The organism is uncultured Dysosmobacter sp. (assembly GCF_947631635.1).
GTDB lineage: Bacteria > Bacillota > Clostridia > Oscillospirales > Oscillospiraceae > Oscillibacter.
In genome coordinates this window covers 1-26,633 of sequence record NZ_CANRMB010000016.1, presented here as the reverse complement: position 1 = coordinate 26,633, position 26,633 = coordinate 1, and the positions used below count along the sequence as shown (strand labels likewise).

The following is a 26,633-nucleotide window of genomic DNA, read 5'->3' as shown; positions in this document are numbered from 1 at the left end:
GTCCCATAGAAACGGATAATTATTTTGCGGCATCCACTTCTGATGAGGATTGCGAGGATTGCTATGAGGATTGCTGTATTGATATAGTCAACGCAGTTGAAAAGGAGCACAAGCTCCGTTTCAACTGCGTTGATTACATCAGGACTCCTCCAGGGCAAACAGCGCGGCGCCGATCGCGCCGCACAGGTCCGGGGCGTCCGTGATATACAGATTTTCGCCCAGCCGGGCCTCCAATGCCTGGACCACGCCCTTGTTCCGGGCCACGCCGCCGGTCATCATGTAGGGGCCAGTTCCCTTGGCGCGGCTGACCATGGAGGCGGTCTTGGCCGCAATGGACTTGTTCAGTCCGTGGATAATGTCGCTGTCCGTGTGGTTGTCCGCGATCAGGGAAATGACTTCCGACTCCGCAAAGACGGTGCACATGCTGGAGATCGTCAGATCCTTCTTCCAGGTCAGGCCCTGCCGGCTCATCTGGTCCATATCCAGCTCCAATGTCCGGGCCATCATTTCCAGGAAACGGCCCGTGCCGGCGGCGCACTTGTCATTCATAATGAAGTTCGTCACAGCGCCGTTCTCATCCAGGCAGATCACCTTGCTGTCCTGCCCGCCGATGTCCACGATGGTGCGGATAGCGGGATTCAGGAAAAAAGCGCCCCGGGCATGGCAGGTGATCTCCGTCTTGGTGTCGGTGGCAAAGGGGATGTTGCTCCGCCCATAGCCGGTGGCCATGATCGCGGCGAAGGCCTCCGGCTGGACCGACAGCTGCCTGCAGACTTCCTCCAAGGCTGCTTTGGCCCCGTTCTGCGCCTTGGCGCCGGTGCGCACGATGGCGGAGGCCAAGATCTCCTTTTTCTCGTTGATGACCACCATGTTGGTGGTGGTGGAGCCGCTGTCGATTCCCGCGTACAGGCTGGCGGCTCTTTCTGTTGTCTTGTTCATAGGTGTCCTCCTGTGGGATCGCTCGGGCAACAAGCTCTCCGAAAAAGCTTCCAAGCGGGTGGAGAGCTGGCCCGAGGGCTGGGGCATATAGTCCGATTCGATCTTCAAAATCGGAATGGCCGTTTCGCGTTTCAGCGCGGCGTAATCAAAACTGTAAAAATCGCAGAATTTGACGGTGTTATAGACGATGCCCTTGAGCTGCGGGTGGTTGGTCAGTTCCTTTCGCCCAGCCACGCTGGTCATCCGCATACAGGGGATCATCCGCAAAAGCGCCCCGGAATACCAATCCATCAGCTGATCGAAGTCCATATTTTCCGCGTCTTGGGGCGGGGCCTCCAAATTGCGGTTGCCGCTGCAGGTCAGGTTCACCACCGGCAGCGCCAGCTGCTTTTGGATCAGGTCCAGCAGCGGCGGACTGACCCGGGCGCCCAGGACCGCCAAAAACGGCTCGTTGGGCAGGGGCTGGCTGCTCTCCCGGCAGGCGACCAAAAAGGCGTCCCTGGAAAAATCGGTTCCACGGCTCCCGCCATAGGCTGCCGCCAGCCGGAGGAGCTCCTGCTTGAAGCGTTCCCGGGCACACTGGCCGTTTTCGTGGGGCAGGTCCATCAGCTTCAAAAAGGTATGTCTGCTGTCCAGACTCAGTACATCATAGGAGCGCCGCAGAGAGTCGCAGCAGTCCATCATGATCAGCGCATCCGTCCGGCTCCCCTGCTGGATCAGCGCCTTGGCATGACAGCAGAGGTTGGCATGGGTCAGGCTCTCCGCCAGCTCGAAATCCGCCTCCTCACCGTCCAGCAGGACGGGGTCTCCGCCAAAGGCCCGGAGCAATTCGGCGGGGGTATATTTACAGGTATATCCGATCATGCGTGCAGGCCCTCCAACTGTTCCAGAAATGCGTTGACCCGAGTGACCATCTGGCCGTCGGCCACATTGCGGGCGTCGCAGCCGTCTCCATCCAGCACCAGAGTGGGCAGCCCCTCCGCTTCCAGCCGCTGCTTGGCCAGCTGAGAGAGACCCAGCGTCTGCTTGCAGCCCCAGTGGCAGAAGACGATGACGCCGTCCGCTCCCGCCGCCTTGGCATAGTGGAGGACCATGTCGATGCGGCGGCCGGCCGGGCCGTTGCACATGCTCTCCACCACCCGGCGGGCCATGCTCTCATAGGGATGGTCCGGGTCCATGTCCGGCAGGGAGTCCGCCGCGATATCGGTGCCCACCAGCTCACAGCGCCCACTGGCCTCCAAAATGTCCTTCATGGAGTCCTGCCAGTTGGGAAGGATGTGCATCCAGAAAATCCGTTTTTTGCCGGGCAGCGCCGCGGGCGCGGCCTCCACTGCGCGCAGCATGCGCTGCATATACCGCTCGCTCTCCGGACGGCCCAGCATAACATGGTTGGAGATCAAGGTGCACAGCTCTCCGGTCATGGTGGCGGGCAGAGAGACCCCTCCCCGCTTTTTCAGATACTCCCGGCAGAACTCGATGGTGCGCTTGGAACAGGCCACCGTCTCCCGCAGGACCTGGGGGTCCAGCCTCCGCCGGCAGAGCTCCTCCAACTGGGGCGTCAGCGCCCGGAGCTGGTCCGCCACGTAGTGAACGGCCTCCTCGTCGTTGGCATGGGGGATATCGATGACCGTGTGGGGCACCTGGTAAAACTCCGCCAGGCGGCGGAAGGACAGCTGGTTTGCGTCACAGGCCAGCGTGGTGTTGGCAATCATCAGCGGGGCGGGCATGACGCCAGCCTCCGCGACACCCAGCATGGTCTTGTGATAGGAGCAAAAGCTCTCCGGCACGTCGGCCGCCTCCGCGGCCTCTGCGAAGACCCGCTGGCAGGCCGTGCAGGCCACATAGGCAGAGATTCCCTCCGGGAACATGGGCTGGATCTTCATGGCGTGGAGCAGCTCGCAGGGGAAAAAGATATTGACCATCACAGACTCCTTCGGATGGCGGAAGGAATCCACGATGGTACCGGCAACTGCTCCGTTGATGTACTTATAAGCGGAACGCACATCTTTGCCATGACTGTGTTTTCCGGAAAAGCGCACCCAGGAATAGGCCGCTTCCAGCAGCTCCCGGGTATGTTCCGGGGATGCGGCAGTCTGTTTTTCGATGATGCCGCCAAGTGTTTCAATGTATCTTTTCATAATCTCCTTTGTATGATCGAGAGGGGTTTGTGGTTCAAGCAATTATTTACAAGTAGTTATCATAGCACTAAATCATAAAAATTCAAGCCTTTCATGCGGTATCCGCTCTTGGTCTCAACGGTTGTCTGAACGATAGGAGTCGGACACTATTGGATGCTCCGTATTTTTCCAACAGTTGTAACTTTATATTCAGCACTGTCACGGCATCTTCATCCAGTTCCACTTGGGCATCCGTCAGCCCGGCGGCTTCTTTGACGGCCCCCTCATAGCCCGTTAGTGTGGCAAACGGTGTAAACTGTGCTGCGCGGTCTATGTCGGACATCCGCAGGTGGTTTGGGGACGTACCCCTCCGTTCTTGCAAAGACAGCCGCAATGTTGAATGCTCCTTTTCGCTGATGCCGGTGAAACATTTCCGTTTGCCTTCCGAGTCGAATGGTGGGAATCGGCATACGCTAAACGCTAATTCCTACCAGTTCAAATCCCTCCTTCCGCGCTGCTGGGTTGGGCTGATTAAAATCGCACGGGAAAACCCTGACAGTTTACCACACGCTAAGGGCCGGACTTCGCCCGGCTGCGCGTCGGCACGCTCTGCGGAGCAGTCCCGCACACACCCTTTCCCTCTGAAACCCGATACCAAAAAAGGATTTTTATTGCTCTGCTCCAACAGGAAAGCCCTCGAAGTTTCAACAGCTTCGAGGGCTTTCCTCTGCCTGCAATGGGTTCAAGGATTTTTGACAATAATGTTTCAAAGAAATAAGCCTCCTATTTGAAAATGCTAACGAAATTGCTGATAAAACCCACTGCGTATTTATGTTTCTTTTCTGAATCCGTCGATTTAGAATTGTAAAATGATGGGATTTCCGTTTTGCATCTCTCAATCTGTAAGCGTCCGCAGGGAGACTGGTTCCCACAGCGTTGCCCTAAGGGAAGACTTGCGCTGTGGGGGGAGATGGCACTGGCATTGCGGCGCCTGAACGCGGTGTGGTATAATACCATATCAAATGTGAGCGGCCTCCTGAGCGGATGGAAAGGAATGGTGGCATCGATGGATATAACGCAGATGGTATGGGCGGAAAAGAGTGAGGTTCTTGTGATCGGCGGCGGACTGGCCGGCATGTATGCCGCTATAGAGGCCCACCGGGCGGGCAGGAAGGTCCGGATCCTGAGCAAGGGAAAGGTGGGCGGTTCCGGTTCGTCTCTGGTCTCCATGTCCGTACACCGCTTTGCGCCGAAGGAACCGGGGCTTCAGGAGGACTACCGGCGGCGTTTCCTGGCGTCCGGGGAGGGAGAGCAGGACCTGCGCGTCGCGGAGATGCTGATACAGCAGGGGGCCGACACGGTGGAGGCCCTGCGGGAATTCGGGCTGCCGCTGGAATACCGGGGCATTGAGACCCCCTCCGGCACGTATCACTATCTGGCCTGCTGCAAGCCCAAAAGAGGGCGGCTTTTGACCAGGGAGCTTCGAGACTATCTGTTGGCGAACACAGACGCTGTGCTGGATGAGGACGTGATGGCCTTTGATCTGGTGAAGGCCAGCGGCAGCATTTTGGGCGTTCTGGCGGAGCGGGACGGGCGAGTGGTTTATTATCCGGCAGACGCCGTGGTCCTGGCGGCCGGAGGCGCGGGGAATATCTACCGCTACACCAGCAATACCACCGACTTGACCGGCGACGGCTATGCCATGGCGCTCCGGGCGGGACTGAGGCTGGTTGGAATGGAGTTCGTGCAGTTTTATCCGTACCGCATCTGCACCCCCAGGCGGGCGGATATCTTCCCGGATGTTTTCTCCCATGGCGCGGTGTTCCGCAACGAAAAAGGGGAGCGGTTCATGGAGTCCTATCCCATGAAGGAACTGGAGAACCGGGATGTGCTGGCCCGGGCGCTCTACCGCCAGAAGCGGGTATATTTGGACCTGACGGCCTGTGACTGGGCCTATTTGGAGCGGGAGTGCCCCAATATCGCGGACATGGCCCGAAAATTCCTGGACCAGCCGCTGGAAGTGCGGCCCATGGCGCATTTCTTCATGGGCGGCATCCCACTGGAGCCGGACTGCTCCACGGCGATCAAGGGCCTGTTCGCCTGCGGCGAGGTGACCGGCGGGCTGCATGGCGCCAACCGGCTCTCCGGCAGCGCGCTGACGGAAGCGGCGCTGTTTGGCCGGATCGCCGGACGGGAGGCCGCGGCGGGTGGACCCTGCCTCAGAGACGCCGGAGCGGAACGGGCGGAATTGGAGAAGCTGTTGGCACTTGTGGGCGGGGTGGACCGCACAGGGGAGCTGCCGGAGAGGCAGACTCTCCGGGAGAATATGTGGGCCGCAGCCTCTGTGGAGCGAAATATGGAGGACCTGCGGCGCCTGCACGCCTTTTTGGAGGAGATGGAGGCGCAGCTGGACAGGGCCGCGCCCCAGCCTCTGCGCCAGTGGCTGGAACTGCGGAACATGACCGCGGTCTCCAAGGCTGTGACCGAGGCGGCGTTACAGCGCCCTGAGAGCCTGGGCGCCCATTATATAGTCCAATAAAACGGAGACGGACCGGTATGTTCCACCGGGAACGGCGGACCCGCGTTTACATCATATGACACAACAGCCCCCGCCGCGGATCGCGATCCGCGGCGGGGGCTGTTCGCTGAGGCACGGAGATGATTTTTGACAGTCAGCGGGAAGCAGCCAGATACTCTTCCAGACAGATGCCCTGCTCCATGATCTCCTGGGCAGCTTCCTGCCCCACATAGCGGTAGTGCCACGGCTCGTAGTTCACGCCGGTCAGGGTGCTTTTCTCCGTGGGATAGCGGAGGATAAAGCCGTATTCCGCGCAGTGGGCCATGAGCCACTTCTGCACGGCAGTCTCCTCCTGCGCCTCGTCCAGCAGCTGATAGGACATGTCCACGATATCCACCGCCAGACACATCTGATGCTCGCTGGTGCCGGGGCGGGCCACCCACTGGGCGGCCCGTTCCTCTGCCTCTGTCCGAACGTATCCCTGATTCATATAAAACTGCGTTTTGGCTTCAAACAGCTTCGTCTGCTTGTCCCAGGTGCGGTAGGAGGAGCAGATCAGCGGCTGAAGGCCCTCCGCTCGCGCCGCGTCCATCATGGCCTGCAGGGACGGATAGGCGCGGCTGTCGATGGCGTGGCCGTTTTTCAGCTGTGTCAGCTCAGGGATCGTGAAATCCTCCGGCAGAGGGTGCTCTCCGTTGACCAGGAGCAGCGCCCAATCCGTGCTGCTTGCTGTGCTGGCTACGTCTGCTGCCGTGGGCTTCTCCGGGACGATGCTGTCTGGCTCAGCGGGGGAGAGACTTGCCGCGGGGATGCCGCCGGTGCCGTCCGATGAGGATCCCGGAGCGGCACTGGCTGTGCCTTTTGCCGTGGGCTTCTCCGGGACGATGCTGTCTGGTTCAGCAGGGGAGAGACTTGCCGCGGGGATGCCGTCGGCACCGGCCGATGAGGAGCCCGGCGCTGCACTGGCCGAGCCTTTTGCCGTGGGCTTCTCCGGGGTGATGCTGTCTGGTTCAGCAGGGGAGAGGCTTGCTGCGGGGATGCCGCCGGCGCCGCCCGATGGTGGTTCCGGCGCGGCGCTGGCCTTTCCCAGCAGAAAACCGCCGCCGAACAGAAGCAGGGCCAGCAGGGCGGGAAACAGGAGGAAATGCCGCCGGTGCCGCTGGGCGCGGCGGGCGGAGGGAGCGGGGCGGCGGGCCACATAATATTCCCGTTCCGGCGCTTCGATTCTTGGATATTGCAGGACAACAGCCATGTTGAGACACTCCTTTGTATCGGTTCTGTGTCTCCAATTTAACGCCCTGTTCCGTCAAACTCCCCTCGTTTTTGCATCAAAACGCCATCGTTTATCCCGCATCAGAGGTTGCTTCACCGCCCAGGCTCAAGGAGAATGGACTGTGCGCCCACGCTGCTGTCCAGCTGGAACGCCTGAAGGAAGCTCTCCGTTTCAGCGAGCCGGTACTGGGAACTCTCCTGGACGGACCAGGCCGGCTCCGTCCACAGACCCAGACTGCCATAGTACCATTCGGCCATCTGCTGGGCGCCTCCTTTGTGTTTGATGCTTCCGCACACCGGGATGTGCCGCACCGTTGGGAACGGCGGGAAACTAGCTGCTGACATGAATGGATGATGCCGCTGTCGCATCGCTGCTGCCATGAATGGGTGATACGGCTGTCTCATCGCTGGAAGAAGCCTGGATGAGCAGAAGCGTGCTGTCCAGATAGACCGCGTACTGAAGTCCTCCATCCGGCGTGGTGAAGACCGCATCATACCGGCCGTATCCGGTACAGGAATTTTCCACGCCCAGGCGGTCTAAAAAGGCTCTGCCGATGTCCACAGGCTGGCCGGCAAATTTTTTCATGGCCGGGTGATCCAGCTCCAGCCACAGCGCATAGCCGTCCGTCTCGCTCAGGACCAGGGAGAGATAGAACTCCTCCTGCTTGGAATATCCCTCCATGACCAGAAAGCTGGCGCCGGTCAGGGTCCCGGGCATTCGCAGGTATAAGCGCCTGCTGGAAAACGCCGACAGATCTTCCAGCGGCACCTCCGGCGGGAGCACGCCGCTGTCGCAGAGCCGCTCCAGTTCGGTCCGCACCATGGCCGCGGTCTCACTGTCCTGCCCCAGCTCCTGGATGACGGAGGTCAGCGCCTCATTGTCCATATTAAATAGGGCGATCAGGGACATCTGCTCCGGTAGGGACAGGGGACGGGTGGGCAGCTCGTTTTCTCCGTGCAGGGCCTCGGTGTGGGGGGTATTCAGCAGGGCCTTATCCCGCCACCGGGACAGCTGCTGGGGCAGGATGACGGCGGCCAGCATCACAGCACAGGTCAGGACCGGCAGCAGCCGGGGTTTCCGTTTTCTCATGCGGGACCGCCTCCTTTCAAATGAACGCGGACTTGGGTGCCGGTGCCCTCCACACTTTGAAATTCCATGGAGCCGCCGTGGAGCGACACGATCCGCCGGCACACGGCCAGCCCCAGTCCGGCGCCGCCCTGGGCGCGGGCACGGGACTTGTCCACCATGTAAAAGGCCTCGGTGATGCGGCTCAGCTCCTGGGCGGGAATGCCCTTGCCGCTGTCCGTCACCCGAATGCAGTAGCCGCCCTCCTCCGCCAGGCCCTCCAGAATGATGACGCCCCTGCCGTCCATGGCCTTTCGGGCGTTGTCCAGCAGGTTCAGGCAGACGGTCTCCATCAGGTCCGGCTCCAGGGGGATCTCGGCCTGCTGGGCCCGGATCCGCAGGCGGATGCCCCTCTTTTCCAGCGCGGGCAGCAGCGCGCCGCCCACCCGCTGCAAAAAGGCGTCCATCGCCACCGGCCGCAGGGGAAAGTCCTGCTTGTCCAGCACGATCAGGTCCATCAGCTTTTGACTCAGCGCCTCCAGCCGCCGCCCCTCGCTGAAGATGTAGCCGGCGCTGTCCCGCACCTGGGCAGCCGTGGCGGGACGGGAGCGCAGCAGGTCCGCGTAGCCGATGATGGAGGTCAGGGGCGTTTTGATCTCATGGGCGAAGCTGTTGAGAAAGTCCTCCTGTCGCTGGGCCGCGTCCTTCAGCGCCTGGACCTGCTCCTCCAGCTGGGCGGCCATGGCGTTGAAATCCGCGGAGAGGCGGCCCAGTTCGTCATTGCTGTCCACCCGGACGCGCTGGTCCAGTTCCCCGGCGGCCATCCGCTTGGTGGCGGCGGAGAGACGCGACAGGGGACGCAGGATCACCGCCGCCACGGCCAGAGACAGCACGCCCACCACGGCGGTGAGGCCCAGCATCAGATAGAAGAAGCTCTGATACTGCTCCTGCCGGGTGGAGAACAGGGAGGTCACCTCCCGGCAGTTTTCCAGATACAGCATGCCGCCGTCCAGCGTCAAAGGGCTGGCGGCGTGGAGATAGGCCCGGTCCGTCCTGGCGCGGGCCAGCTCCCAGCCCCGCTGTCCCTCCTCCAGCTGGGCGGTGAGGGGAGCGGCCTCCACGGGAACGGTCCCGCTGGTGACAACGGTCTTTCCAGTCTCGTCGCTGATGCGGAAGGCCACGGTGCCCCGTCCGGTGGTGATGCTGATCTGACCGATCAGCCGGGCCAGCTCCTCCTCTCCGACGGCGGGCTGGAGAACCAGTTCCCGAGCCAGGGTGTACCGCAGGAGGTCGTTCTCCTCATAGAGCGCGGAGACCTCCCGGTCCAAAGAGGTGCGGAACTGCTGGTCGATCAGAAAATAGCCGCCCAGAGAACAGGCCATGGCCGTGATGATGACCATGCTGCAAAACAGCTTCCAGAACAGCCGCACCGCCGTCACACCTCCAATCGATAGCCCACTTTATAGACCGCCACCAGCTTTTTCTCCAGCCCCAGCTTTTTCCGCATCCGCTGGATGTGGAGGTCCACGGTGCGGCTGTCGCCCAGGTATTCCTCGCCCCAGACGCGCTCATAGATGCGGTCCCGGTACAGGGCGATGTTTTTGTTTTGCATGAACAACAGCAGCAGGTCGTATTCCTTCGCTGTCAGCGCCACAGGGACGCCGCCCCTTTTCACCACATGGCTGGCGGTGTCCACCTCGATGTCCGGCGGCAGGGACAGCACCCGGCCCGTCTTGCCGCAGCGGCGGAGCACCGTCTCCACCCGGGCCAGCAGCTCCATCAGCTCGAAGGGCTTGGTGATATAGTCCTCCGCCCCCAGCCGCAGACCTTTCACCCGGTCCTGAAGCGCGCCCTTGGCGGTGAGGAAGATCACCGGCACATCCAGGGATTTGCAGTATTCCAGCACCTCGTAGCCGTCGGCCTTGGGCAGCATGATGTCCAAAAGCACCAGGTCGAAGGGCTCCGCCTCCAGCCTGTCCGCGGCGGCGGCTCCATCCGCCGCCCAGACGCAGCGGTAGTCCGCCCCCTCCAGCGCGGTGCGGAGCAGATTGGCAATGGGGGCTTCGTCCTCCGCAATGAGAATTTTATTCATAGCGCTCACCTCTTGAAGACAGTGTGCATCCTGCTTCCATCATTTTTGCATCGTCCCCATGGTATCATGAAATAACTTGAAAAGCGCAGATCCACTTTTCAAGCGTCACAGCGCACATGCGCTGTGACAGGCCGCGGACCGCGGCCTTGATTGGAATTTCATCGGCAATCCCTGTGTGCTTTCTGCACAGCGGGCATCGCCCGCTTGAAAAATCGCCCGCGATTTTTCAAGTGAATTGACTATACCACGGCGTGAGGCGGGACGCAAGAGAACGGCGGTTGCATTTGCCCGCCGGGTGTGTTACGCTGGACAGGATGAATCATTTCCCGCGGAACAAGCAAACTATGCGCGGACAAACAGAATTTTGAGGAGGCAGGCTATGGGCTGTGGAGAGGGATGCGGAAATCGCTGTGGGGGCTGCTGCGGCGGCTGCGGCCGGGAACTGGTGCTGACGCCCGGCGAGGCCGCCATGCTGCGGCGCTTCGCGGAGATCCCGTTTTTGCCGGTGGCCCGCCGCAGGGATGGCGAGGAGCCGGTCTATCTGGAGGAGTGGGAGCGGCCTGCGGAGGAATACAGTGAGATCCTGTTTTGGTTGTCGCTGAAAGGATTGATCAGCTTGGACTATGACCTGCCGTTGTCCAATTTTGACTATGCCGCCTATGCCGCATACCCGGTCCAGGGCAGCATGGCCCTGACGGCGGCGGGACAGCGAGCCGTGGAGCTTTTGGAATTGCAGGGGATGGGGGAGTGAGGCGCAAAAAACCTGTTCCCTTCCGGGACGATTTGTGCTATGATAGATTCCCGCCGTCCGGTCTGCCGGACAGCGGGAATTCTTGTGAAAGAGGCAGGCTATGACAGAAAAGGAGATCGCGGAGCTTCGCCGGCGTTTTCGGGCGGACAAGAGCAACATCAGCCATGTGCGGGGATGTTATGTCAACGAAAAGCGGGAAATCATCTCGGAATTCGACCAGTCCCTGGCGCTGATGAATCAGGAGGAGAGCGAACAGCTGCTGGGCGTATTGCGGAAAACGCTGTCCGGCACGGTGGGGAAGAACCTGCTGGACATCGCCTTTGACACCCGCCAGGTGGTGGAGGGCGACGCGCACAAGCTGCTGATGGCCCTGCGCAGCTCCCAGCTGGGGGACCGGGAGGCGGTGCAGGCGTTTTTCCAGCGGACCATCCAGTCCCTGGATCTGGAGGGGAATTATCTGATCCTGTTGGCCTATGACGCCTACGACGTGCCCTACCGCTCCAAGGACGGAGAGCGGCAGGACGACGCTTCCTCGGAGGTGTTCTCCTACATTCTGTGCAGCATCTGCCCGGTGAAGCTGACCAAGGCGGCCCTGAGCTACTTCGTCTATGAGAACAAGTTCCGCAATCTGGAGGCGGACTGGGTGGTGGCGCCGCCGGAGGCGGGATTCCTGTTTCCGGCCTTTGACGACCGCAGCACCAACCTGTACAACGCCCTCTACTACACAAAGGACATTGGGGAGAACCACCCGGATTTCGTGGGCGCCATCTTCCGCACTCCGGCCCCCATGCCGGCGGCGGTGCAGATGGAGACCTTCCAGACCATCCTGGGGGACACTCTCTCCGGCGACTGTAAATACGAGGTGGTCCAGGCGGTCCAGGGCCGGCTGTGCGGCATGATCGAGGAGCACAAGGCCAATAAGATTGAGGAGCCGCTGGTGGTCTCCAAGGGGACGGTGAAGCGGGTGCTGGAATCCTGCGGCGTGGCGGAGGCGCATGTGGCGGAGTTCGAGGAGCGCTATGACAGCGCCTTCGGCCCGGAGACGGACCTCAGCCCCCGCAATTTGGTGGACACCAAACAGCTGGAGGTGCGGACCCCGGATGTGACCATCCGGGTGAACCCGGACCGGGGCGACCTGGTGGAGACCCGCGTGATCGACGGCGCCCGGTATATCCTGATCCGGGCCGAGGAGGGCGTGGAGGTCAACGGCGTGCAGATCCAGATCCCCTGAACGTACATAGACGCCCCGGCCCATGCGGGCCGGGGCGTTGTTCAATGGCTGAATTTGTCGATGGACACATGGTCGCAGTACTGGGCTTTCAGCGCCTGGAGCCGGGCAAAGACCGCGGTCTGACAGTGGGCCTCCTGCAGGGCGGGGGTGGTCCAGGTCTCCACCAGCAGGAGGGCGTCGCCGTCTGCGGCGGAGAAGAAGTAGTCGTACTTCACGTTTCCCTCCTCCCGGAGGGAATTCTCGCGGACGCCCAGCTCGCACAGGGCTTGGTAAAAGGCGTCCCGCTGGCCGGGACGGCAGTGATAGGTGACATTCCAGGTCAACATCAGATCAAAGCTCCTTTCAAAGATCACAGTGTGGGCACCAGCCGCGCCATATCCCCGGGGATGGGAGCGGTGAGGCGCAGGACCTCCCCAGTGACAGGGTGGGTCAGGGTCAGGGCATAGGAGTGCAGGGCGGGGCGGGCGATGAGGGACAGGTCCTCCGTGCCGTACAGCCAGTCCCCCGCCAGAGGGCAGCCAATGGAGGCCATGTGCACCCGCAGCTGGTGGGTGCGGCCGGTCTCCGGGATCAGCCGCAGCAGGGACAGGGGGCCTTGCCGCGCCAGCACGTCGTAGTGGGAGACGGCGGGAAGCCCGTCCGGGCGCACGCACCGGCGGATGGCGGAGGTCTCATCCCGGCCGATGGGCGCGCGGATGACGCCGCTCCTCGGCTCCGGACAGCCGACGCAGACGGCCCGGTACTCCCGGATGAACCCGGGGGTGTGGAGGCTGCGGCGGAGACGGTCGTGGACATAGCCGCTTTTTGCCACCACCATGAGGCCGGTGGTGCCCTTGTCCAGCCGGTTGACGGAGTGGAAGATGGAGTCCGTGCCCCGCTTCCAGGCCAGGGCCCCCGCCACTGTAGGGGTGTCCGGCAGGAAATTGGAGGCGTGGGCGGTCATGCCCGCGGGCTTGTTCACCACCAGCAGGTGGCCGTCCTCCCAGACGATGGGCAGGGGCCAGTCGCCGGGGACGACTTCGACTTTTGGGGGACGGTGGTCCCCGGTCTCCACGGTCAGAACGTCTCCGGCGCGGAGAACATCCACGGTGCGGGCGTGCCGCCCGTTGACCAGGATGCCGTTTTCCGCCCGGGTCAGCCGGGAGACGGCATGGGAGGAGAAGTGCAGCCCGGCTTTCAGGATATGTCGGACGGTGGAGCCGTCCTCCTCAGACGTGATGGTTTTCGTGATGGTCTCCAAAAGCGCGCCCCCTTTCAGAATTCAGAATAGCATAAAAAGCGGCGTTTGAACAGGGGGGAACATACGGCGGCCGGACTTGAAAGGACCGTGCGGATACGGTATAATCAGTTCAAATCGATAGACCGGCATTTTTTGAGGAAATGGACGATATGAAAAACCTGTTTTTGATCGGCGGCACGATGGGCGTTGGAAAGTCGACCGTATGCCGGCGGCTGAAAAAGGAGCTGCCCAACAGCGTATTTCTTGACGGCGACTGGTGCTGGGATGCGAGTCCCTTTCAGGTGACTGATGAGACCAAGGCAATGGTAATGGACAATATCTGCTATCTCCTCAATCGCTTTCTGCATTGCTCTGCGTATGAGAATATCATTTTCTGCTGGGTCATGCACGAGCAATCCATCATGGACTCCATTTTAGAGCGGTTAGACACGGAAAATTGCGCCATAAAGTGCATTTCGCTCATCGCAGACGAAACAACGCTTCGGAGCAGACTTGCCGCGGACATCAGGAGGGGGATCCGCACAGCAGATGTCATCGGGAGAAGCATTGCAAGGCTCCCGATGTACCAAGCTCTTGACACGATCAAGATCGACACAGATGGAAAAACGGCCGCAGAAATTTCGGATACCATAAAAGCACTATAAAAATTTGAGACTGCGGTTTAACAGAGGGAACAGTTATGATCGATCGAACAAAGAAATATTGGACGGGAGACAATGGAGACGATATCTCCGAATGGCTCCGTTTGTATTCCGGGGATGAGAGCATGGATATAAAACCCGTTTTGTGCCATTCGTGCGGAAATGACAGTTTTAACATGCGGGTCGACCAAAGGGAAGGCGCTGTTCAAGTGGTATGCACCAAATGCGGAACGAAAAAGATCCTTTTGGATTGCGATGAGGTATGGAAAGACGCCAAGCCAAGATTAAGAACGTGTCCGGTATGCAAGACCTGCAAATCTTTCCATGTAAGAGTCGGCTTTATCCGCAGGGAGAACGGGAGTGTAAAGTGGGTCTATATTGGCAACCGCTGTACAAACTGCGGAACTTTAGGCTCGTACTTGGACTGGAAGATCAATTACGAGCCGACAGATGAAATGGAACAGAATATATAGATTCCAGTTTATCAAATAGCTCAATTCCACAACAGGAGGCATCTCATGCTTTTATCCGCAGAACATCTCTCCATCAATTTCGGCAGCCGCCAACTGCTGGACGATGTGAATTTTTATCTGAATGAGGGGGACAAGACCGGCGTTATCGGCATCAACGGCACCGGCAAGTCCACCTTTTTAAAGGTCCTGGCGGGAGTTACGGAGGCGGACGCCGGGCGCATCTCCCGGAATCCCAACGTGCAGGTCAGCTTTCTGCCCCAAAATCCGGTGATGCAGGACGACGCCACGGTGCTGGAGCAGGTCTTTCTCCACTTCCCGCCGGAGTTCCGGGCGCTGAACGAGTATGAGGCCAAGGCCATGCTGAACAAGCTGGGCCTGCCGGATGTTGACCAGAAGGTGGGGACCCTCTCCGGCGGCCAGCGGAAACGGGCGGCCCTGGCGGCGGCCCTCATCCACCCGGCGGACGTGCTGTTTCTGGACGAGCCCACCAACCACCTGGACAGCGAGATGGTGGCCTGGCTGGAGGACTGGCTCCGCCGCTTCAAGGGCGGGCTTGTCATGGTGACCCACGACCGCTATTTCCTGGAACGGGTGGTGAACCACATCACGGAGCTGAGCCGGGGCAAGCTGTACCATTACGAGGCCAACTACTCCAGGTATCTGGAGCTGAAAGCCCAGCGGGCGGAGATGGCGGAGGCCAGCGAGCGGAAGCGCCAGTCCATCCTGCGGGTGGAGCGGGAGTGGATCATGCGAGGCTGCAAGGCCCGGACCACCAAAAGCAAGGAGCGCATCCAGCGGTATGAGGCCCTGCTGGACAAGGCCGCGCCGGAGACGGACGACACCGTTCAGATGGCGGCGGCGTCCAGCCGCCTGGGCAGGAAGATCATTGAGCTGCGGGATGTGAGCAAGGCGTTCGACGGCCGGACCATCGTGGACCATTTCTCCTATAACCTTCTGCGGAACGACCGCATCGGCATTGTGGGCCGCAACGGCGCGGGCAAGTCCACGCTGCTGCACCTGATCGCCGGGGAGCTGGAGCCGGACCGCGGCAGCGTGGAGATCGGGACCACGGTGAAGATCGGCCACTTCTCCCAGGAGGGCCGGGAGCTGGACCTGGGCCAGCGGGTGTATGACTTCATTCACGACATCGCCGACGAGGTGCGGACCGACGAGGGGACCTTCTCCGCCAACCAGATGATGGAGCGGTTTTTATTCCCCAGCGATTTGCAGTCCGTGCCCATCGGGCGGCTGTCCGGCGGCGAGCGCCGGCGGCTGTATCTGCTGTCGGTGCTGATGGAGGCCCCCAACGTGCTGCTGCTGGACGAGCCGACCAACGATCTGGACGTCATGACTCTGTCCATCCTGGAGGACTATCTGCAGGGGTTCCCCGGTCCCATCCTCACGGTGTCCCACGACCGGTTCTTTCTGGACAAGCTGGCGGAATCCATCATCGAAGTCCGGGGCGGGGGAGAGATCCTGCGGTATACCGGCAACTGGTCCGACTGGGCGGAGAAGCGCCGGGAGGAGGAAGCTCCGGCTAAGGCGGAAAAGCCCAAGGCGGCGGCAGAACGGACACGGGAGCGGAAGCTGAAATTCACCTTCAAGGAGCAGATGGAGTTCCAGACGATCGATGACGAGCTGGCGGACCTGGAAGCCCAGCTGGCCGCGTGTCAGGAGGCCCAGGGGCAGTGCAGCAGCGACTACGTGAGGCTCCAGGAATTGCAGGCCCAGCAGGAGGACCTGGAGGCCCGGCTGGAGGAGAAAACGGAGCGGTGGGTCTACCTCAATGAGCTGAAGGAAAAGATCGACGCGCAATAAAAATGCAGCCCGAAAGGGCTGCATTTTCTCACATGCGGGAGGCTTTGTCCGTGGCGTACCAGATGTTCCAGGTCTGGCGGTAGACCTTGGCGGTCTCCTCTGTATGGCAGACCATCCGCACCTGCTCCGGCAGGTCGTGGGCTGCCAGAAAGTCCATGATGGCTTTCAGGGCAATGCCTGCCGCCTGGGAAAGGGGATAGCCGTAGACCCCGGTGGAAATGGAGGGAAAGTCCAGGGTGCGGATACCGTGCTGCTCCGCCAGAGCCAGGCAGGAGCGGTAGCAGGAGGCCAGAAGCTCCGCCTCGCCGCTGTTTCCGCCCCGCCAGATGGGGCCGGGGGTGTGGATCACATATTTTGCGGGCAGGCGGTAGCCGCCGGTCAGCTTGGCCTGGCCGGTCTCACAGCCGTTCAGCGTCCGGCACTCCGCCAGCAGCTCCGGTCCCGCGGCGGCATGGATGGCACCGTCCACACCGCTGCCGCCCAGAAGGGTGGTGTTGGCGGCGTTGACAATGGCCTCCGCGTCCGAAAGGGTGATATCACCGGTGATGATCGAAAATCTTCCCATATTGCACCTCTGTGTCTTTTTTCTCCAGTATACCGTGAATACGGAAAAAAGCAAGTCTGGAAAATGGGGGAAACAGACGGTTGCTTTACAAGGGAGAGGCGGTGTGGTAGGCTGGAGACAGGAGGTGAGCGTTGTGGAATTCAGGGATGTATTCACAGACCTGCGGAAAAAAGCGGGGCTTTCCCAAAATGACGTGGCGGACAAGCTGTTTGTCACCCGGCAGGCCGTGAGCCGCTGGGAGCGGGGAGAGACAGTGCCGGAGACGGAGACGCTGCTGGCGATGTCCAAACTGTTCGGCGTGTCCATCAACACCCTGCTGGGAAGCCCCCGGACACTGGTCTGTCAGAGCTGCGGGATGCCTTTGAGCGACGAGCTGCTGGCAAGAGAGCCGGATGGAACCTTCAACGAGCAGTACTGCAAATGGTGCTGGGAGGACGGACATTTTGTGCAGATGTGCACCATGGAGGAGATGGTCGAGCACTGTATCCAGTTCATGCCGCTGGGGCAGACGGAGCCGGAGTCCTGCCGGGCCTACATGCGGGGGCTGCTGCCCACGCTGGACCGCTGGAAGAAGGGATGAGGAAAGAGCCGCGGACGCGGCTCTTTCAGCTTTTTTCAGAAAGTGGGCAGGCAGCTCTTGCGATTTTTGCGGTTTTGTGGGATAATCATTCCGGTGTGTTAAAAACTCGTAAAGGAGTCAGATAGATTTATGTGCCCACAAAAGATCGCGTTGCTGACAGATTCCTGCGCGGACCTGACGCCTGCTCTGGCGGCGGAAAATCAGATCTATGTCGTCCCTCTGCGCATCCTGTGCGCGGATGGGGAGTATTCCGACGGCGTGGATATTCGCAACGTGGATATTTACAAACGCCTCCGGTCCGGAGAGCTGCCCCAGACCTCTCTGCCGGCGGGGGAGACGATCGAGAAGATCCTGCGGCAGATCGTGATGGACGGCTACGACGGCGTGATCGCCGTGATGCTGTCCAGCGGGCTGTCCGGCACCTATAACCTGGTGCGGCTCCTTGCGGAGGAGTGCCGGGGAATGCTGCCGATCAAGGTCTTTGACTCGGTCAGCGGCTCTCTGGGCATGGGCATGACCCTGCTGCAGGCCGCGGAGGACATCCGCGGCGGCATGGGCTGGAAGGAGCTGACGGAGCGCCGTCTGCCCCAGCTGATCGCGGGCAGCCACCCCTATTTCTCCGTGGATACGCTGGAGTATCTGCAAAAGGGCGGCCGCATCGGCAAGGTGACGGCCACGGCGGGGACGCTGCTGCAGATCAAGCCCATCATCACCTTCGCACCGGACGGACAGCTTCAGTCCGTTGCCAAGGTTCGGGGACGCAACCAAGTCATCGACAAACTGGTGGCGCTGACAGTGAAGAGCTGCGGAGACCACAAGCGCTACAATCTGGCGGTGGCCAACGGCGGCGCGCCGGCGGAGATGGAGACCGTCCGCCGGAAGCTGACGGAGGCTCTGCCCAACTACGACCACATCTGGGAGGGCGAGATCGACGGCACCCTCAGCGTGTACATCGGCGACGGCGTGCTGGGCGCGGCGGTCCAGGTACTGGATTGAAGAAAAAAACACACGCCTGTATCCCATGGGATACAGGCGTGTGTTTTTTATGGCGCGGTGTTCTGGCATCCGGTCAAAAGCAGGCACAGCAGCAGGTGGGGAAGCAGAGCTTTTTTCATGGCAGCTCCTTTCAGGCTTTCGCCAGGTAGTCCCGGCAGCACTGCCGCGCGTGGGCGGCAGCCTGCTCCTCGTCGATGGTGGTGAGACGGCCCTCTTTCACCACCACTTTGCCATGGACCACGGTGTAATCCACCGGACCCCGGAGGCCCACGGTGGCCAGCACGTCGGCGGGGCTGTACTCACCGCCCACCAGCTCCAGGCGGCGGGAATCCACCAGGAACAGGTCGGCGCATTTCCCCGCTTCCAGGGAACCGATATCGTCCCGGCCCAGCAGGCGGGCGCTGCCCCGGGTGGCCATTTTCAGCACCTGATAGCCGGAGGGGGCCTTGGCGCTGGCGTGCAGGCGGTGGAGCAGGTATGCCACCCGCAGCTCCTCCATGAGGGAGGAGCCGTCGTTGGAGGCGGAGCCGTCCACCGCCAGGCCCACGGGGACGCCCAGCTCCAGCATCTCCGGGACCCGGGCTACGCCGGAGGACAGCTTCATGTTGCTGATGGGGCAGTGGGCCACGCCGGTCCCGGTGCGGGCCAGCTCCCGCAGCTCCTCGTCGTTGAAGTGGATGCCGTGGGCGTACCAAACGTCCGGGCCGGTCCAGCCCAGGGAGGCCATGAATTCCAGGGGGCGGACGCCGTGATGGGCGAGCATGTAGTACTCCTCGTCCCTGGTCTCGCACAGGTGGGTGTGGAGCCGGACGCCGTACTGCCGGGCCAGGACGGCGCTCTGCCGCAGCAGCTCCGCGGACACGGAGAAGGGGGAGCAGGGGGCCAGGGCCACCTGCCGCATGGAGCCGGGACGGGGATCGTGGTAGGCCTCGATGACGCGGGCGGAGTCCTCCATAATCTCATCCACGGTCTGGACCACACTGTCCGGCGGCAGGCCGCCGTCTTTCTTGCTGAGATCCATGCTGCCCCGGGAGGCGAACATGCGGATGCCAAGCTCCTCCGCGGCGGCGAACTGGGCGCCGATCAGGTCGCCGGTCCCGGCGGGGAATACATAGTGGTGGTCAAAGCAGGTGGTGCAGCCATGCTTCATCAGCTCGCCCATGCCCGTGAGGGAGGAGAGGCGGATGACATTCCGGTCCAGCCCCTTCCAGATCTCATACAGGGTGGTGAGCCAGTCGAACAGCTCCATGTTCTGCACCTGGGGCAGATTCCGGGAGAATACCTGATACAGATGGTGGTGCGTATTGATAAGGCCCGGATAGCACCAGTAATGACCGCAGTCGATGACCGTGTCGGCGGACTGGGGCAGCCGGGGGCCGATGGCGCGGATGAAGCCGTCCTCACAGAAGAGGTCCACAGCCTGTAAGATCCGGTCGTCATCGTCGCAGGTGACCAGGGTCTGGATGTTCTTCAGCAGCAGAGTGGACATGAAAAACACGCTCCTTTCCCATACAGTATATAAAAAAGTGGAGGGAAGGTCAACTTTTGCCAAAAATCCCTTGCGGAAGAGGTTGTCCTGTGATATGGTTAACAAGAAGGGATGGAATTGTCTGTATGAGGTGGACAGAATAAGGAGGAGACAAAATATGCTGGACATTTTTGATATCCTGGGACCGGTCATGGTGGGACCTTCCAGCTCCCACACGGCTGGCGCGGTGCGCCTGGGCGCGATGGCCAGAGCGCTTTTGGGCGGACAGCCGGTGAAGGCGGACATCGCGCTCCACGGCTCCTTTGCGGAGACCGGCCAGGGCCACGGCACGGACCGGGCGCTGGTGGCGGGCCTGCTGGGGATGCGCCCGGACGATCTGGACATTCCCCGCAGCTTTGAGATTGCGGCGGAGAGGGGAATGGAATTTAAGATCTATCCGGTCCAGCTGCGGGACGCCCACCCCAATACCGCTGTTTTGAAGGTGGAGGATGCCGCGGGCAAGCAGCTGACGGTGCAGGGGACCTCTATCGGCGGCGGCCGCATCCGGGTGGACAAGATCAACGGCGTGGACGTGAATTTCACGGGGACATACAACACATTGGTGGTCCGGCACCAGGACGTGGCCGGAGAGTTGTCCCGCATCACCAATGAGCTGGCGGTGGGCGGCGTGAATATCGCCAACATGAGTCTGTGCCGGAGCCGGCGGGGCGGCGATGTGCTGACCATCATTGAGACGGACCAGAAGCTGCAGCCCGATTTGGTGCAGCGGATCGGCACGCTCTACGCGGTACATGACGTCACCTATTACGAAAAGGAGGACGTATAAGATGGCACTGGAATCTATGCAGGAGATTTTTGACAAAATCGAAAAGACCCAAAAGCCCTTTTGGCAGGTGATCCTGGACACGGATATGGACGAGCGGGAGGTGACCGCGGAGGAATCCATGGAGCGGATGCGCTATACCTGGAAGGCCATGCTGGAATCCGTGGACAGCTATCAGAGCGAGCGCCGGTCCGTCAGCGGTCTGGTGGGCGGAGACGGCAGGAAGATGCGGGACTACGCCGCCGGAACGGAGAGCCTTTGCGGCCCGTATCTGCAGGAGGTCATCGCCACGGCGCTGAGCGTGGGGGAGTCCAACGCCTGCATGTGCAAGATCGTGGCGGCCCCCACGGCAGGCGCCTGCGGCGTTCTGCCCGCAGTGATGGTGCCCCTCTATAAGAACGGCGGCGCAGCGGAGGAGGAGATCCTCCGGGCGCTGTATGTGGCCTCCGGCATCGGCGCGGTCATCGCCTTCCGGGCCTGCATCGCGGGCGCAGCCGGCGGCTGCCAGGCGGAGATCGGCTCCGCCTCCGCCATGGCGGCGGGGGCCCTGACCGCCCTGCGGGGCGGCGACGCCGCACAGATCGGCAACGCGGTGGCAATGGCCCTGAAAAACCTGATGGGCCTGGTCTGTGATCCCATCGCGGGCCTGGTGGAGGTCCCCTGCGTCAAGCGCAACGTCGTGGGCGCGGTGAACGCCATCAGCTGCGCGGACATGGCCCTGGCGGGCATCACCAGCCGGGTGCCGGTGGACCAGGTCATCGACTGTATGGGCGATGTGGGCCGCCGGATGCCGGTGGAGTTCCGGGAGACCGCTCTGGGCGGCCTGGCTGTGACGCCCTTTGGACAGAGCGTCAAGGAGCAGATGAACCAGCGGAGCTGATTTACACAGAGTCAAATCGCACAGCGAACAGGGCCTTCCGCCATGGTCCTTTGCGCAGAAAAAGCAATGCCTGGAATCCGAGATTCCAGGCATTGCTTTCTTTTGTGAAAATCAGTTTTTGGCAGCCAAGGCCTTCTGCAGCCAGTCCTTGCCGTCCACAAAGCGGGAGACGATGTAGGAGACCACATAGTCGCCGGCGGAGTTGATCATAGTGGCGGGGGGGTCCACCAGATTGCCGATGGTCACCAGAATGGGGAAGGCCAGCTCCATTTGCTCAGGGAAGAAGATGGAGCAGATGATATACTCACCGATATAGCCGCCGCCGGGGACACCGCTCATGCCCACGGAGGACAGCACGGCCACCAGGACGATGGGGATCAACTGGGAGAAGCTGAGTTTCTGGCCGAAGACACCAAACACAAAGGCGATCTTCAGCACGCAGGAGAAGCAGGAGCCATCCATATGCATGGTGGCGCCCAGAGGCAGCACCATATCAGAGACGTCCTTGGAGATGCCGGTGGCCTGGGCTTCTTCCATATTGGTGGGGATGGTGGCAACAGAGGAACAGGTGCCCAGAGACACCACGGCGGGCTTGACAATGTGCTGGAACATGACCTTCACAGCGCCCTTGCCGCCGCCGAACCAGGCGAACAGGGGGAAGGCGGTGAAGATGTAGATGAAGCACAGGGGATAGTATACGATCAGGGCGCGGCCATAGCTCTCGGTGATCTGGGGCCCATAGGTGGCAACCAGATCGGCAAAGAAGCCGAAAAAGGCGATGGGCGCGTAGTAGGTGATGATCTGGACGAATTTCATCATCACATTGGTCAGGTCATCCAGAAATTTGCCCACCAGAGTCTCCTTGCCGCCGTTCAGGTTCACAGCAAAGCCAAACAGCAGGGAGAAGACGATCAGGGGCAGCATGGCCCTGCGGGTCAGCAGGCCCACAAAGTCAGAGGCGGTGAAGAAGTTGACGATCATGTCGCTCATGGAGGCATATTCGCCCATCTCTTCAGCGGGGATCTCATTCCAGGCCGTCAGAACGGGGGGGAACACCTTCATCAGCACAAACATGATGACGGCGGCAATGGCGCCGGTGATCACGAAGGTGGCCACGGTGGTGCCCATGATCTTACCGGCGCGCTTGCGGCTCTCCATATTGGCCACGGCACCGGCGATAGACGCGAACACCATGGGGACCACGATGCAGAACATCATGTTGATGAACACCGTGCCCAAGGGTTTCAGCACGGTGGCGCCGGCGCTCTCCTCGGTGACTGGGAAGATCCAGCCCACGATGGCGCCCAGGATCATGGAACCCAGCATGATGGCCAGGAACGCATAATTCTTGGCTACGGATCTCTTTTCCATATTTGTTTCCTCCTATAAAATCTACACACTATTTTGCAAGACAGAGGTCCTCGTCCGTAACCTCGCCCTTTGCAACGATGTTGGTGGGGCCTGTGAGATACAGGTCCGTGATGCGGGAGCCCCGGCGCTCCGTGTCGATGACCAGCGTGCCGCCGGTCATGTCCACCTGGACGCCCTGGCCGCTGACTTTGCCCTGGAGGGTCAGGACCGTCACCAGAGAGCCGGTGCCGGTGCCGCAGGCATAGGTGAAATCCTCCACGCCCCGCTCAAAGGTCCGCTCAAAAACGCGGTCCTCGCCAATGATCTCGTAAAAGTTCACATTGGCGCCCTTGGGGAAGGCGCTGTGCCAGCGGATCTTCCGGCCCAGCTCCCGGAGTTCATTCTCACAGGCGTTTTTCAGGTCATGATAGGGCACCACCGCGTGGGGGATACCGGGATCGCCCAGTTCCACATAGGAGCAGGCATACCGGACGCCGTCCACCTCAATGGGAGCGTCCAGCTTTACGGTGGTGGGATCGTTCAGGCGGATGCGGTACAGGCGGCTGTCGATACGGCGGCCCGTCACGATGCCCGCGGTGGTCTCCACGGTCTGGGTGTCTCCGGCGAGTCCATTTTCATAGCCGTAGCGGCAGATGCAGCGGGCGCCGTTGCCGCACATCTCGCCCACGCTGCCGTCGGAGTTGAAGAACAGCATTTTATAGTCGCCGCCCTGGGTGGGAGCGTCCACCACCATCAGGCCGTCGGCGCCGATGGAGAGGTGGCGTTCGCACAGCGTGCGTGCGACCTGCGGAAGGAACTCGACAGGCAGGCGCTCTTCCAGATTGTTCAGCACCACGAAATCGTTTCCGGCGCCGTTCATTTTCCAGAATTTCAAGACCATTCCCCTTTCTATTATAATAGTTGTATTATAACAGCATGGACCGGCGGTGGACATTGGAGAATGTGCTGAAAATCATGCAAATCCTGCGAATGAGACTGGAATATTCGTTTGATTTGCAGATTCTGCGGGGATATGGTATGCTAAGAGACAGAAAGGGAGGTGCCGCGCATATGCCGAGAAAAAACACCAGGAATACCAAGGGGCGCATCATCTCCGCGGCCTGGAAGCTGTTTTACGAACAGGGCTATGAGGACACGACGGTGGAGGATATCGTATTTGAATCCGAGACATCCAAGGGCTCCTTCTACCACTATTTTGACGGCAAGGACGCGCTGATGGGAACGCTGGCAAACGTGTTTGATGAAAAATATGAACAGCTGATGGAGGTCATGGACCCGGCGGCGGACGCCATGGAGAAGCTGATCTACCTGAATCATGAGCTGTTCGCCATGATCGACGGCGGTGTGTCCATCGACCTTCTCACGCGGTTGCTCTCCACCCAGCTGCTGGCCCGGGGGGAAAAACACCTGCTGGACCGGAACCGCACCTATTTCAAGCTGCTGCGGCAGATCATCGGCGAGGGACAGAAGAAAGGACAGCTGCGGACGGACCGGACGGTCAATGAGATCGTGAAGGCCTATGCCCTGTGGGAGCGGGCGCTGCTGTATGACTGGTGCCTTTCCAATGGGGACTATTCCCTGGTGGCGTATACCGACAGTGTGACGCCGATGTTTTTGGAGAGCTACCGGGCGAAACGGGAGTGAATACAAGGATTTATTTTGCTTTTTAGATGAAGTGTATTTCTAAAAAAAGTCTAATTTAAATCGATTGATTTTAAAGGGGATTATTACAATTTCGCAGAACAGTGTATAGAATAAATTCTATACACTGTTCTGTATTTCATTCTTGCTTCTGGTGTGGTATGATGACTGTCATTGAATACTTAAGGAGAGAGAACATATGACAAGTGCGACGATTTTGATCATTCTTACCATCGCGGTCTACCTGATCGCCATGGTCCTGGTGGGCGTTTACTTCAGCCGCAAGGGAAGCGGCGACAACTCCAGCGAATTCTATCTGGGCGGCCGCAAGCTTGGCCCGATCGTCACCGCTATGAGCGCGGAGGCCTCGGACATGAGCAGCTATCTGCTGATGGGCCTGCCGGGACTGGCTTACCTGTGCGGTGTGGCCGAGGTCGGCTGGACGGCCATCGGTTTGGCGATTGGCACCTATCTGAACTGGCTGATTGTGGCGAAGCGCATTCGGCAGTACTCCGCGAGGCTGGGCGCCATCACCATTCCGGACTTCTTTTCCCGCCGCTACCGGGATGACCGGCACATCCTCTCCTGCATCGCGGCAGTGGTGATCCTGGTATTTTTCATTCCTTACACGGCTTCCGGCTTCAAAGCGGTGGGGACGTTGTTCAACAGTCTGTTTGGCGTGGATTACCATGTGGCAATGATCCTTGGCGCTATCGTCATTATCGGCTATACGGTGCTGGGCGGCTTCATGGCGGTCTCCACCACGGACCTGATTCAAAGCGTCTTTATGAGCATCGCGCTGGTCGTGATCGTTTTCTTCGGCATCAGCCAGGCTGGCGGTCTGGATGCGGTGGTGGAAAATGCCCGCGCCCTGCCCGGTTATCTGAACCTGACACAGGGATATGACGCGGTTTCCGGTTCCGCCTCCTCCTATGGCTTTTTGAGCATTGTTTCCACACTGGCCTGGGGTCTCGGCTATTTTGGAATGCCCCATATCCTGCTGCGGTTCATGGCTGTTGAGGATGAAAAGAAGCTGAATTTGTCCCGTCGTATCGCCACAGTCTGGGTGGTGATCGCCATGGGCGTGGCGGTGTTTATTGGCGTCATCGGGTACAGTGTCTCCGTTGCGGGAAAGGTGCCCTTCCTGACCACCAGCTCCGACTCCGAGACGATCATTATCCAAATGGCAGACCTGATGAGCCAGCATGGTGTGTTTCTGGCGCTGATGGCGGGCATTATCCTGGCAGGTATTCTGGCGGCCACCATGTCCACCGCGGATTCTCAGCTCCTGGCCGCGGCTTCCAGCGTGTCTCAGGATCTGATGCAGGACTTTTTCCACATCAAGATGAGCACAAAGACGGCCATGCTGGCCGCCCGCGGCACGGTTATCGCTATCGCGCTGGTGGGCGTGTTCCTGGCCTGGGACCCCAGCAGCTCTGTATTCCGGGTGGTGTCCTTTGCGTGGGCCGGCTTCGGCGCGGCCTTTGGCCCGGTGGTGCTGTTTGCCCTGTTTTGGAAGCGGTCCAATAAGTGGGGCGCACTGGCCGGTATGGTAGCAGGCGGCGTCATGGTCTTTGTTTGGAAGTATCAAGTCGCCCCTATGGGCGGTGCCTGGGCGATCTACGAACTGCTGCCTGCATTCATTGTGGCCTCTGTCGCCATCGTAGTGGTGAGCCTGGCTACCGGTAAGCCTGATGCAGAGATCGAAAAGGTCTTTGACGAAGTGAAGTCGATGTGATACCTTCATGATAAATCAATAAATCATCAAAAAATCATCAAATCAGCCGCATGTTTGGAATGCGGCTGATTTTTTGAAAAAAGTCGAAATTAGGTGTTGACAAATCAGACATGATTTGGTATTCTATCAAAGCTGTCGCTGCGGCGAGTGCTGCGGCAAAGATCAATTTTGAAAAAATCAAAAAAATGGTTGACAGGCAAGGATAAATATGATATTTTAAAAACGTTGCGAATACAGTGCGGACCAATAAACGTCAAAAAACTTTTGAAAAAAGTTCTTGACAAGCGGGATGAAGTTCTGTATAATAGCAATGTTCCGCCGGAAGCGGCGTGTACCTTGTAAATTAAACAACGTAACGAAAAGAAAGCACCAGACGGGACGCTTTTGTGTGA

General features: G+C 60.3%; 25 protein-coding genes. 11 read left to right on the top strand and 14 right to left on the bottom strand.

Features of this window, described 5'->3' with window-relative positions; translation table 11 throughout:
* Positions 1-138: 138 nt before the first annotated feature.
* Entirely contained in the window at positions 139-1,803 is a 1,665-nt protein-coding gene (locus tag Q0Z71_RS09570; protein WP_298021529.1) for an acyl-CoA dehydratase activase, read from the bottom strand.
* Positions 1,800-3,077, bottom strand: a complete 1,278-nt coding sequence (locus tag Q0Z71_RS09565) for a 2-hydroxyacyl-CoA dehydratase subunit D (RefSeq protein WP_298021526.1) — start codon at positions 3,075-3,077, stop codon at positions 1,800-1,802. Before Q0Z71_RS09565 ends, Q0Z71_RS09570 begins: the two co-directional genes overlap by 4 nt.
* A 1,045-nt stretch (positions 3,078-4,122) precedes the next feature.
* Here Q0Z71_RS09565 and Q0Z71_RS09560 point away from each other — a divergent pair.
* Entirely contained in the window at positions 4,123-5,595 is a 1,473-nt protein-coding gene (locus Q0Z71_RS09560; RefSeq protein WP_298021523.1) for an FAD-binding protein, read from the top strand.
* A gap of 133 nt (positions 5,596-5,728) precedes the next feature.
* Here the strand turns inward: Q0Z71_RS09560 and Q0Z71_RS09555 are convergent, their stop codons facing one another.
* The 5 genes from Q0Z71_RS09555 to Q0Z71_RS09535 form a co-directional block, all read right to left on the bottom strand.
* Positions 5,729-6,826: a D-alanyl-D-alanine carboxypeptidase family protein gene (locus Q0Z71_RS09555; RefSeq protein ID WP_298021520.1), complete on the bottom strand. Its 1,098-nt coding sequence runs from the start codon at positions 6,824-6,826 to the stop codon at positions 5,729-5,731.
* A gap of 113 nt (positions 6,827-6,939) precedes the next feature.
* The gene (locus Q0Z71_RS09550; protein ID WP_298021517.1) at positions 6,940-7,104 is read right to left on the bottom strand and encodes a hypothetical protein; all 165 of its coding nucleotides are present in this window, start codon (positions 7,102-7,104) and stop codon (positions 6,940-6,942) included.
* Positions 7,105-7,177: 73 nt separating this feature from the next.
* The gene (locus Q0Z71_RS09545; protein ID WP_298021514.1) at positions 7,178-7,936 is read right to left on the bottom strand and encodes a hypothetical protein; all 759 of its coding nucleotides are present in this window, start codon (positions 7,934-7,936) and stop codon (positions 7,178-7,180) included.
* On the bottom strand, positions 7,933-9,342 hold the full coding sequence (locus tag Q0Z71_RS09540) for a cell wall metabolism sensor histidine kinase WalK (RefSeq protein ID WP_298021512.1): 1,410 nt from the start codon (positions 9,340-9,342) through the stop codon (positions 7,933-7,935). Before Q0Z71_RS09540 ends, Q0Z71_RS09545 begins: the two co-directional genes overlap by 4 nt.
* 5 nt (positions 9,343-9,347) lie before the next feature.
* Entirely contained in the window at positions 9,348-10,004 is a 657-nt protein-coding gene (locus tag Q0Z71_RS09535; RefSeq protein ID WP_298021508.1) for a response regulator transcription factor, read from the bottom strand.
* A gap of 379 nt (positions 10,005-10,383) precedes the next feature.
* Here Q0Z71_RS09535 and Q0Z71_RS09530 point away from each other — a divergent pair, with 379 nt between their 5' ends.
* Positions 10,384-10,755 (top strand): hypothetical protein, encoded by a 372-nt coding sequence (locus Q0Z71_RS09530; RefSeq protein WP_298021505.1) that lies wholly within the window; start codon positions 10,384-10,386, stop codon positions 10,753-10,755.
* A gap of 100 nt (positions 10,756-10,855) precedes the next feature.
* Positions 10,856-11,986 carry a DUF4317 domain-containing protein gene (locus Q0Z71_RS09525; protein ID WP_298021502.1) on the top strand — a complete coding sequence of 377 codons (1,131 nt, stop codon included), beginning with the start codon at positions 10,856-10,858 and terminating at the stop codon, positions 11,984-11,986.
* 41 nt (positions 11,987-12,027) lie between these two features.
* On the opposite strand, the gene Q0Z71_RS09520 is transcribed toward Q0Z71_RS09525, so the two are convergent.
* A complete protein-coding gene (locus tag Q0Z71_RS09520) occupies positions 12,028-12,312 on the bottom strand; it encodes a putative quinol monooxygenase (RefSeq protein ID WP_298021499.1) in 285 nt (94 codons plus the stop codon).
* Positions 12,313-12,335: 23 nt separating this feature from the next.
* Positions 12,336-13,226 (bottom strand): RluA family pseudouridine synthase, encoded by an 891-nt coding sequence (locus Q0Z71_RS09515; RefSeq protein WP_298021496.1) that lies wholly within the window; start codon positions 13,224-13,226, stop codon positions 12,336-12,338.
* A gap of 149 nt (positions 13,227-13,375) precedes the next feature.
* Here Q0Z71_RS09515 and Q0Z71_RS09510 point away from each other — a divergent pair, with 149 nt between their 5' ends.
* Both Q0Z71_RS09510 and Q0Z71_RS09505 read left to right on the top strand, forming a co-directional pair.
* The gene (locus Q0Z71_RS09510; RefSeq protein WP_298021493.1) at positions 13,376-13,870 is read left to right on the top strand and encodes an AAA family ATPase; all 495 of its coding nucleotides are present in this window, start codon (positions 13,376-13,378) and stop codon (positions 13,868-13,870) included.
* A 515-nt stretch (positions 13,871-14,385) separates the two neighbouring features.
* On the top strand, positions 14,386-16,158 hold the full coding sequence (locus Q0Z71_RS09505; protein ID WP_298021489.1) for an ABC-F family ATP-binding cassette domain-containing protein: 1,773 nt from the start codon (positions 14,386-14,388) through the stop codon (positions 16,156-16,158).
* A 28-nt stretch (positions 16,159-16,186) separates the two neighbouring features.
* Here the strand turns inward: Q0Z71_RS09505 and Q0Z71_RS09500 are convergent, their stop codons facing one another.
* A complete protein-coding gene (locus Q0Z71_RS09500) occupies positions 16,187-16,723 on the bottom strand; it encodes an O-acetyl-ADP-ribose deacetylase (RefSeq protein WP_298021486.1) in 537 nt (178 codons plus the stop codon).
* 133 nt (positions 16,724-16,856) lie between these two features.
* Here Q0Z71_RS09500 and Q0Z71_RS09495 point away from each other — a divergent pair, with 133 nt between their 5' ends.
* The gene (locus Q0Z71_RS09495; RefSeq protein WP_298021483.1) at positions 16,857-17,303 is read left to right on the top strand and encodes a zinc ribbon domain-containing protein; all 447 of its coding nucleotides are present in this window, start codon (positions 16,857-16,859) and stop codon (positions 17,301-17,303) included.
* Between the two features lie 129 nt (positions 17,304-17,432).
* Positions 17,433-18,299 (top strand): DegV family protein, encoded by an 867-nt coding sequence (locus Q0Z71_RS09490; protein WP_298021480.1) that lies wholly within the window; start codon positions 17,433-17,435, stop codon positions 18,297-18,299.
* Positions 18,300-18,429: 130 nt separating this feature from the next.
* On the opposite strand, the gene Q0Z71_RS09485 is transcribed toward Q0Z71_RS09490, so the two are convergent.
* Positions 18,430-19,788 (bottom strand): 8-oxoguanine deaminase, encoded by a 1,359-nt coding sequence (locus Q0Z71_RS09485; RefSeq protein ID WP_298021477.1) that lies wholly within the window; start codon positions 19,786-19,788, stop codon positions 18,430-18,432.
* 157 nt (positions 19,789-19,945) lie between these two features.
* Between Q0Z71_RS09485 and sdaAB the strand changes: the two genes are divergently transcribed.
* Together sdaAB and sdaAA are read left to right on the top strand one after the other, a co-directional pair.
* On the top strand, positions 19,946-20,614 hold the full coding sequence (sdaAB, locus tag Q0Z71_RS09480; protein WP_298021474.1) for an L-serine ammonia-lyase, iron-sulfur-dependent subunit beta: 669 nt from the start codon (positions 19,946-19,948) through the stop codon (positions 20,612-20,614).
* 1 nt (position 20,615) lies between these two features.
* Positions 20,616-21,491, top strand: a complete 876-nt coding sequence (sdaAA, locus tag Q0Z71_RS09475; protein ID WP_298021471.1) for an L-serine ammonia-lyase, iron-sulfur-dependent, subunit alpha — start codon at positions 20,616-20,618, stop codon at positions 21,489-21,491.
* 111 nt (positions 21,492-21,602) lie between these two features.
* Here the strand turns inward: sdaAA and Q0Z71_RS09470 are convergent, their stop codons facing one another.
* The gene (locus Q0Z71_RS09470) at positions 21,603-22,862 is read right to left on the bottom strand and encodes a dicarboxylate/amino acid:cation symporter (RefSeq protein ID WP_298021468.1); all 1,260 of its coding nucleotides are present in this window, start codon (positions 22,860-22,862) and stop codon (positions 21,603-21,605) included.
* Positions 22,863-22,890: 28 nt separating this feature from the next.
* Positions 22,891-23,742, bottom strand: coding sequence for a diaminopimelate epimerase (gene dapF, locus Q0Z71_RS09465; RefSeq protein WP_298021466.1), 852 nt, complete (start codon positions 23,740-23,742; stop codon positions 22,891-22,893).
* A gap of 170 nt (positions 23,743-23,912) precedes the next feature.
* Between dapF and Q0Z71_RS09460 the strand changes: the two genes are divergently transcribed.
* Both Q0Z71_RS09460 and Q0Z71_RS09455 read left to right on the top strand, forming a co-directional pair.
* Positions 23,913-24,506 (top strand): TetR/AcrR family transcriptional regulator, encoded by a 594-nt coding sequence (locus Q0Z71_RS09460; protein ID WP_298021463.1) that lies wholly within the window; start codon positions 23,913-23,915, stop codon positions 24,504-24,506.
* 196 nt (positions 24,507-24,702) lie between these two features.
* Positions 24,703-26,241 (top strand): sodium/proline symporter, encoded by a 1,539-nt coding sequence (locus Q0Z71_RS09455; RefSeq protein ID WP_298021459.1) that lies wholly within the window; start codon positions 24,703-24,705, stop codon positions 26,239-26,241.
* 104 nt (positions 26,242-26,345) lie between these two features.
* Here the strand turns inward: Q0Z71_RS09455 and Q0Z71_RS09450 are convergent.
* A partial coding sequence (locus Q0Z71_RS09450; protein WP_298021456.1) for a hypothetical protein occupies positions 26,346-26,633 on the bottom strand: 288 nt, incomplete at its 5' end.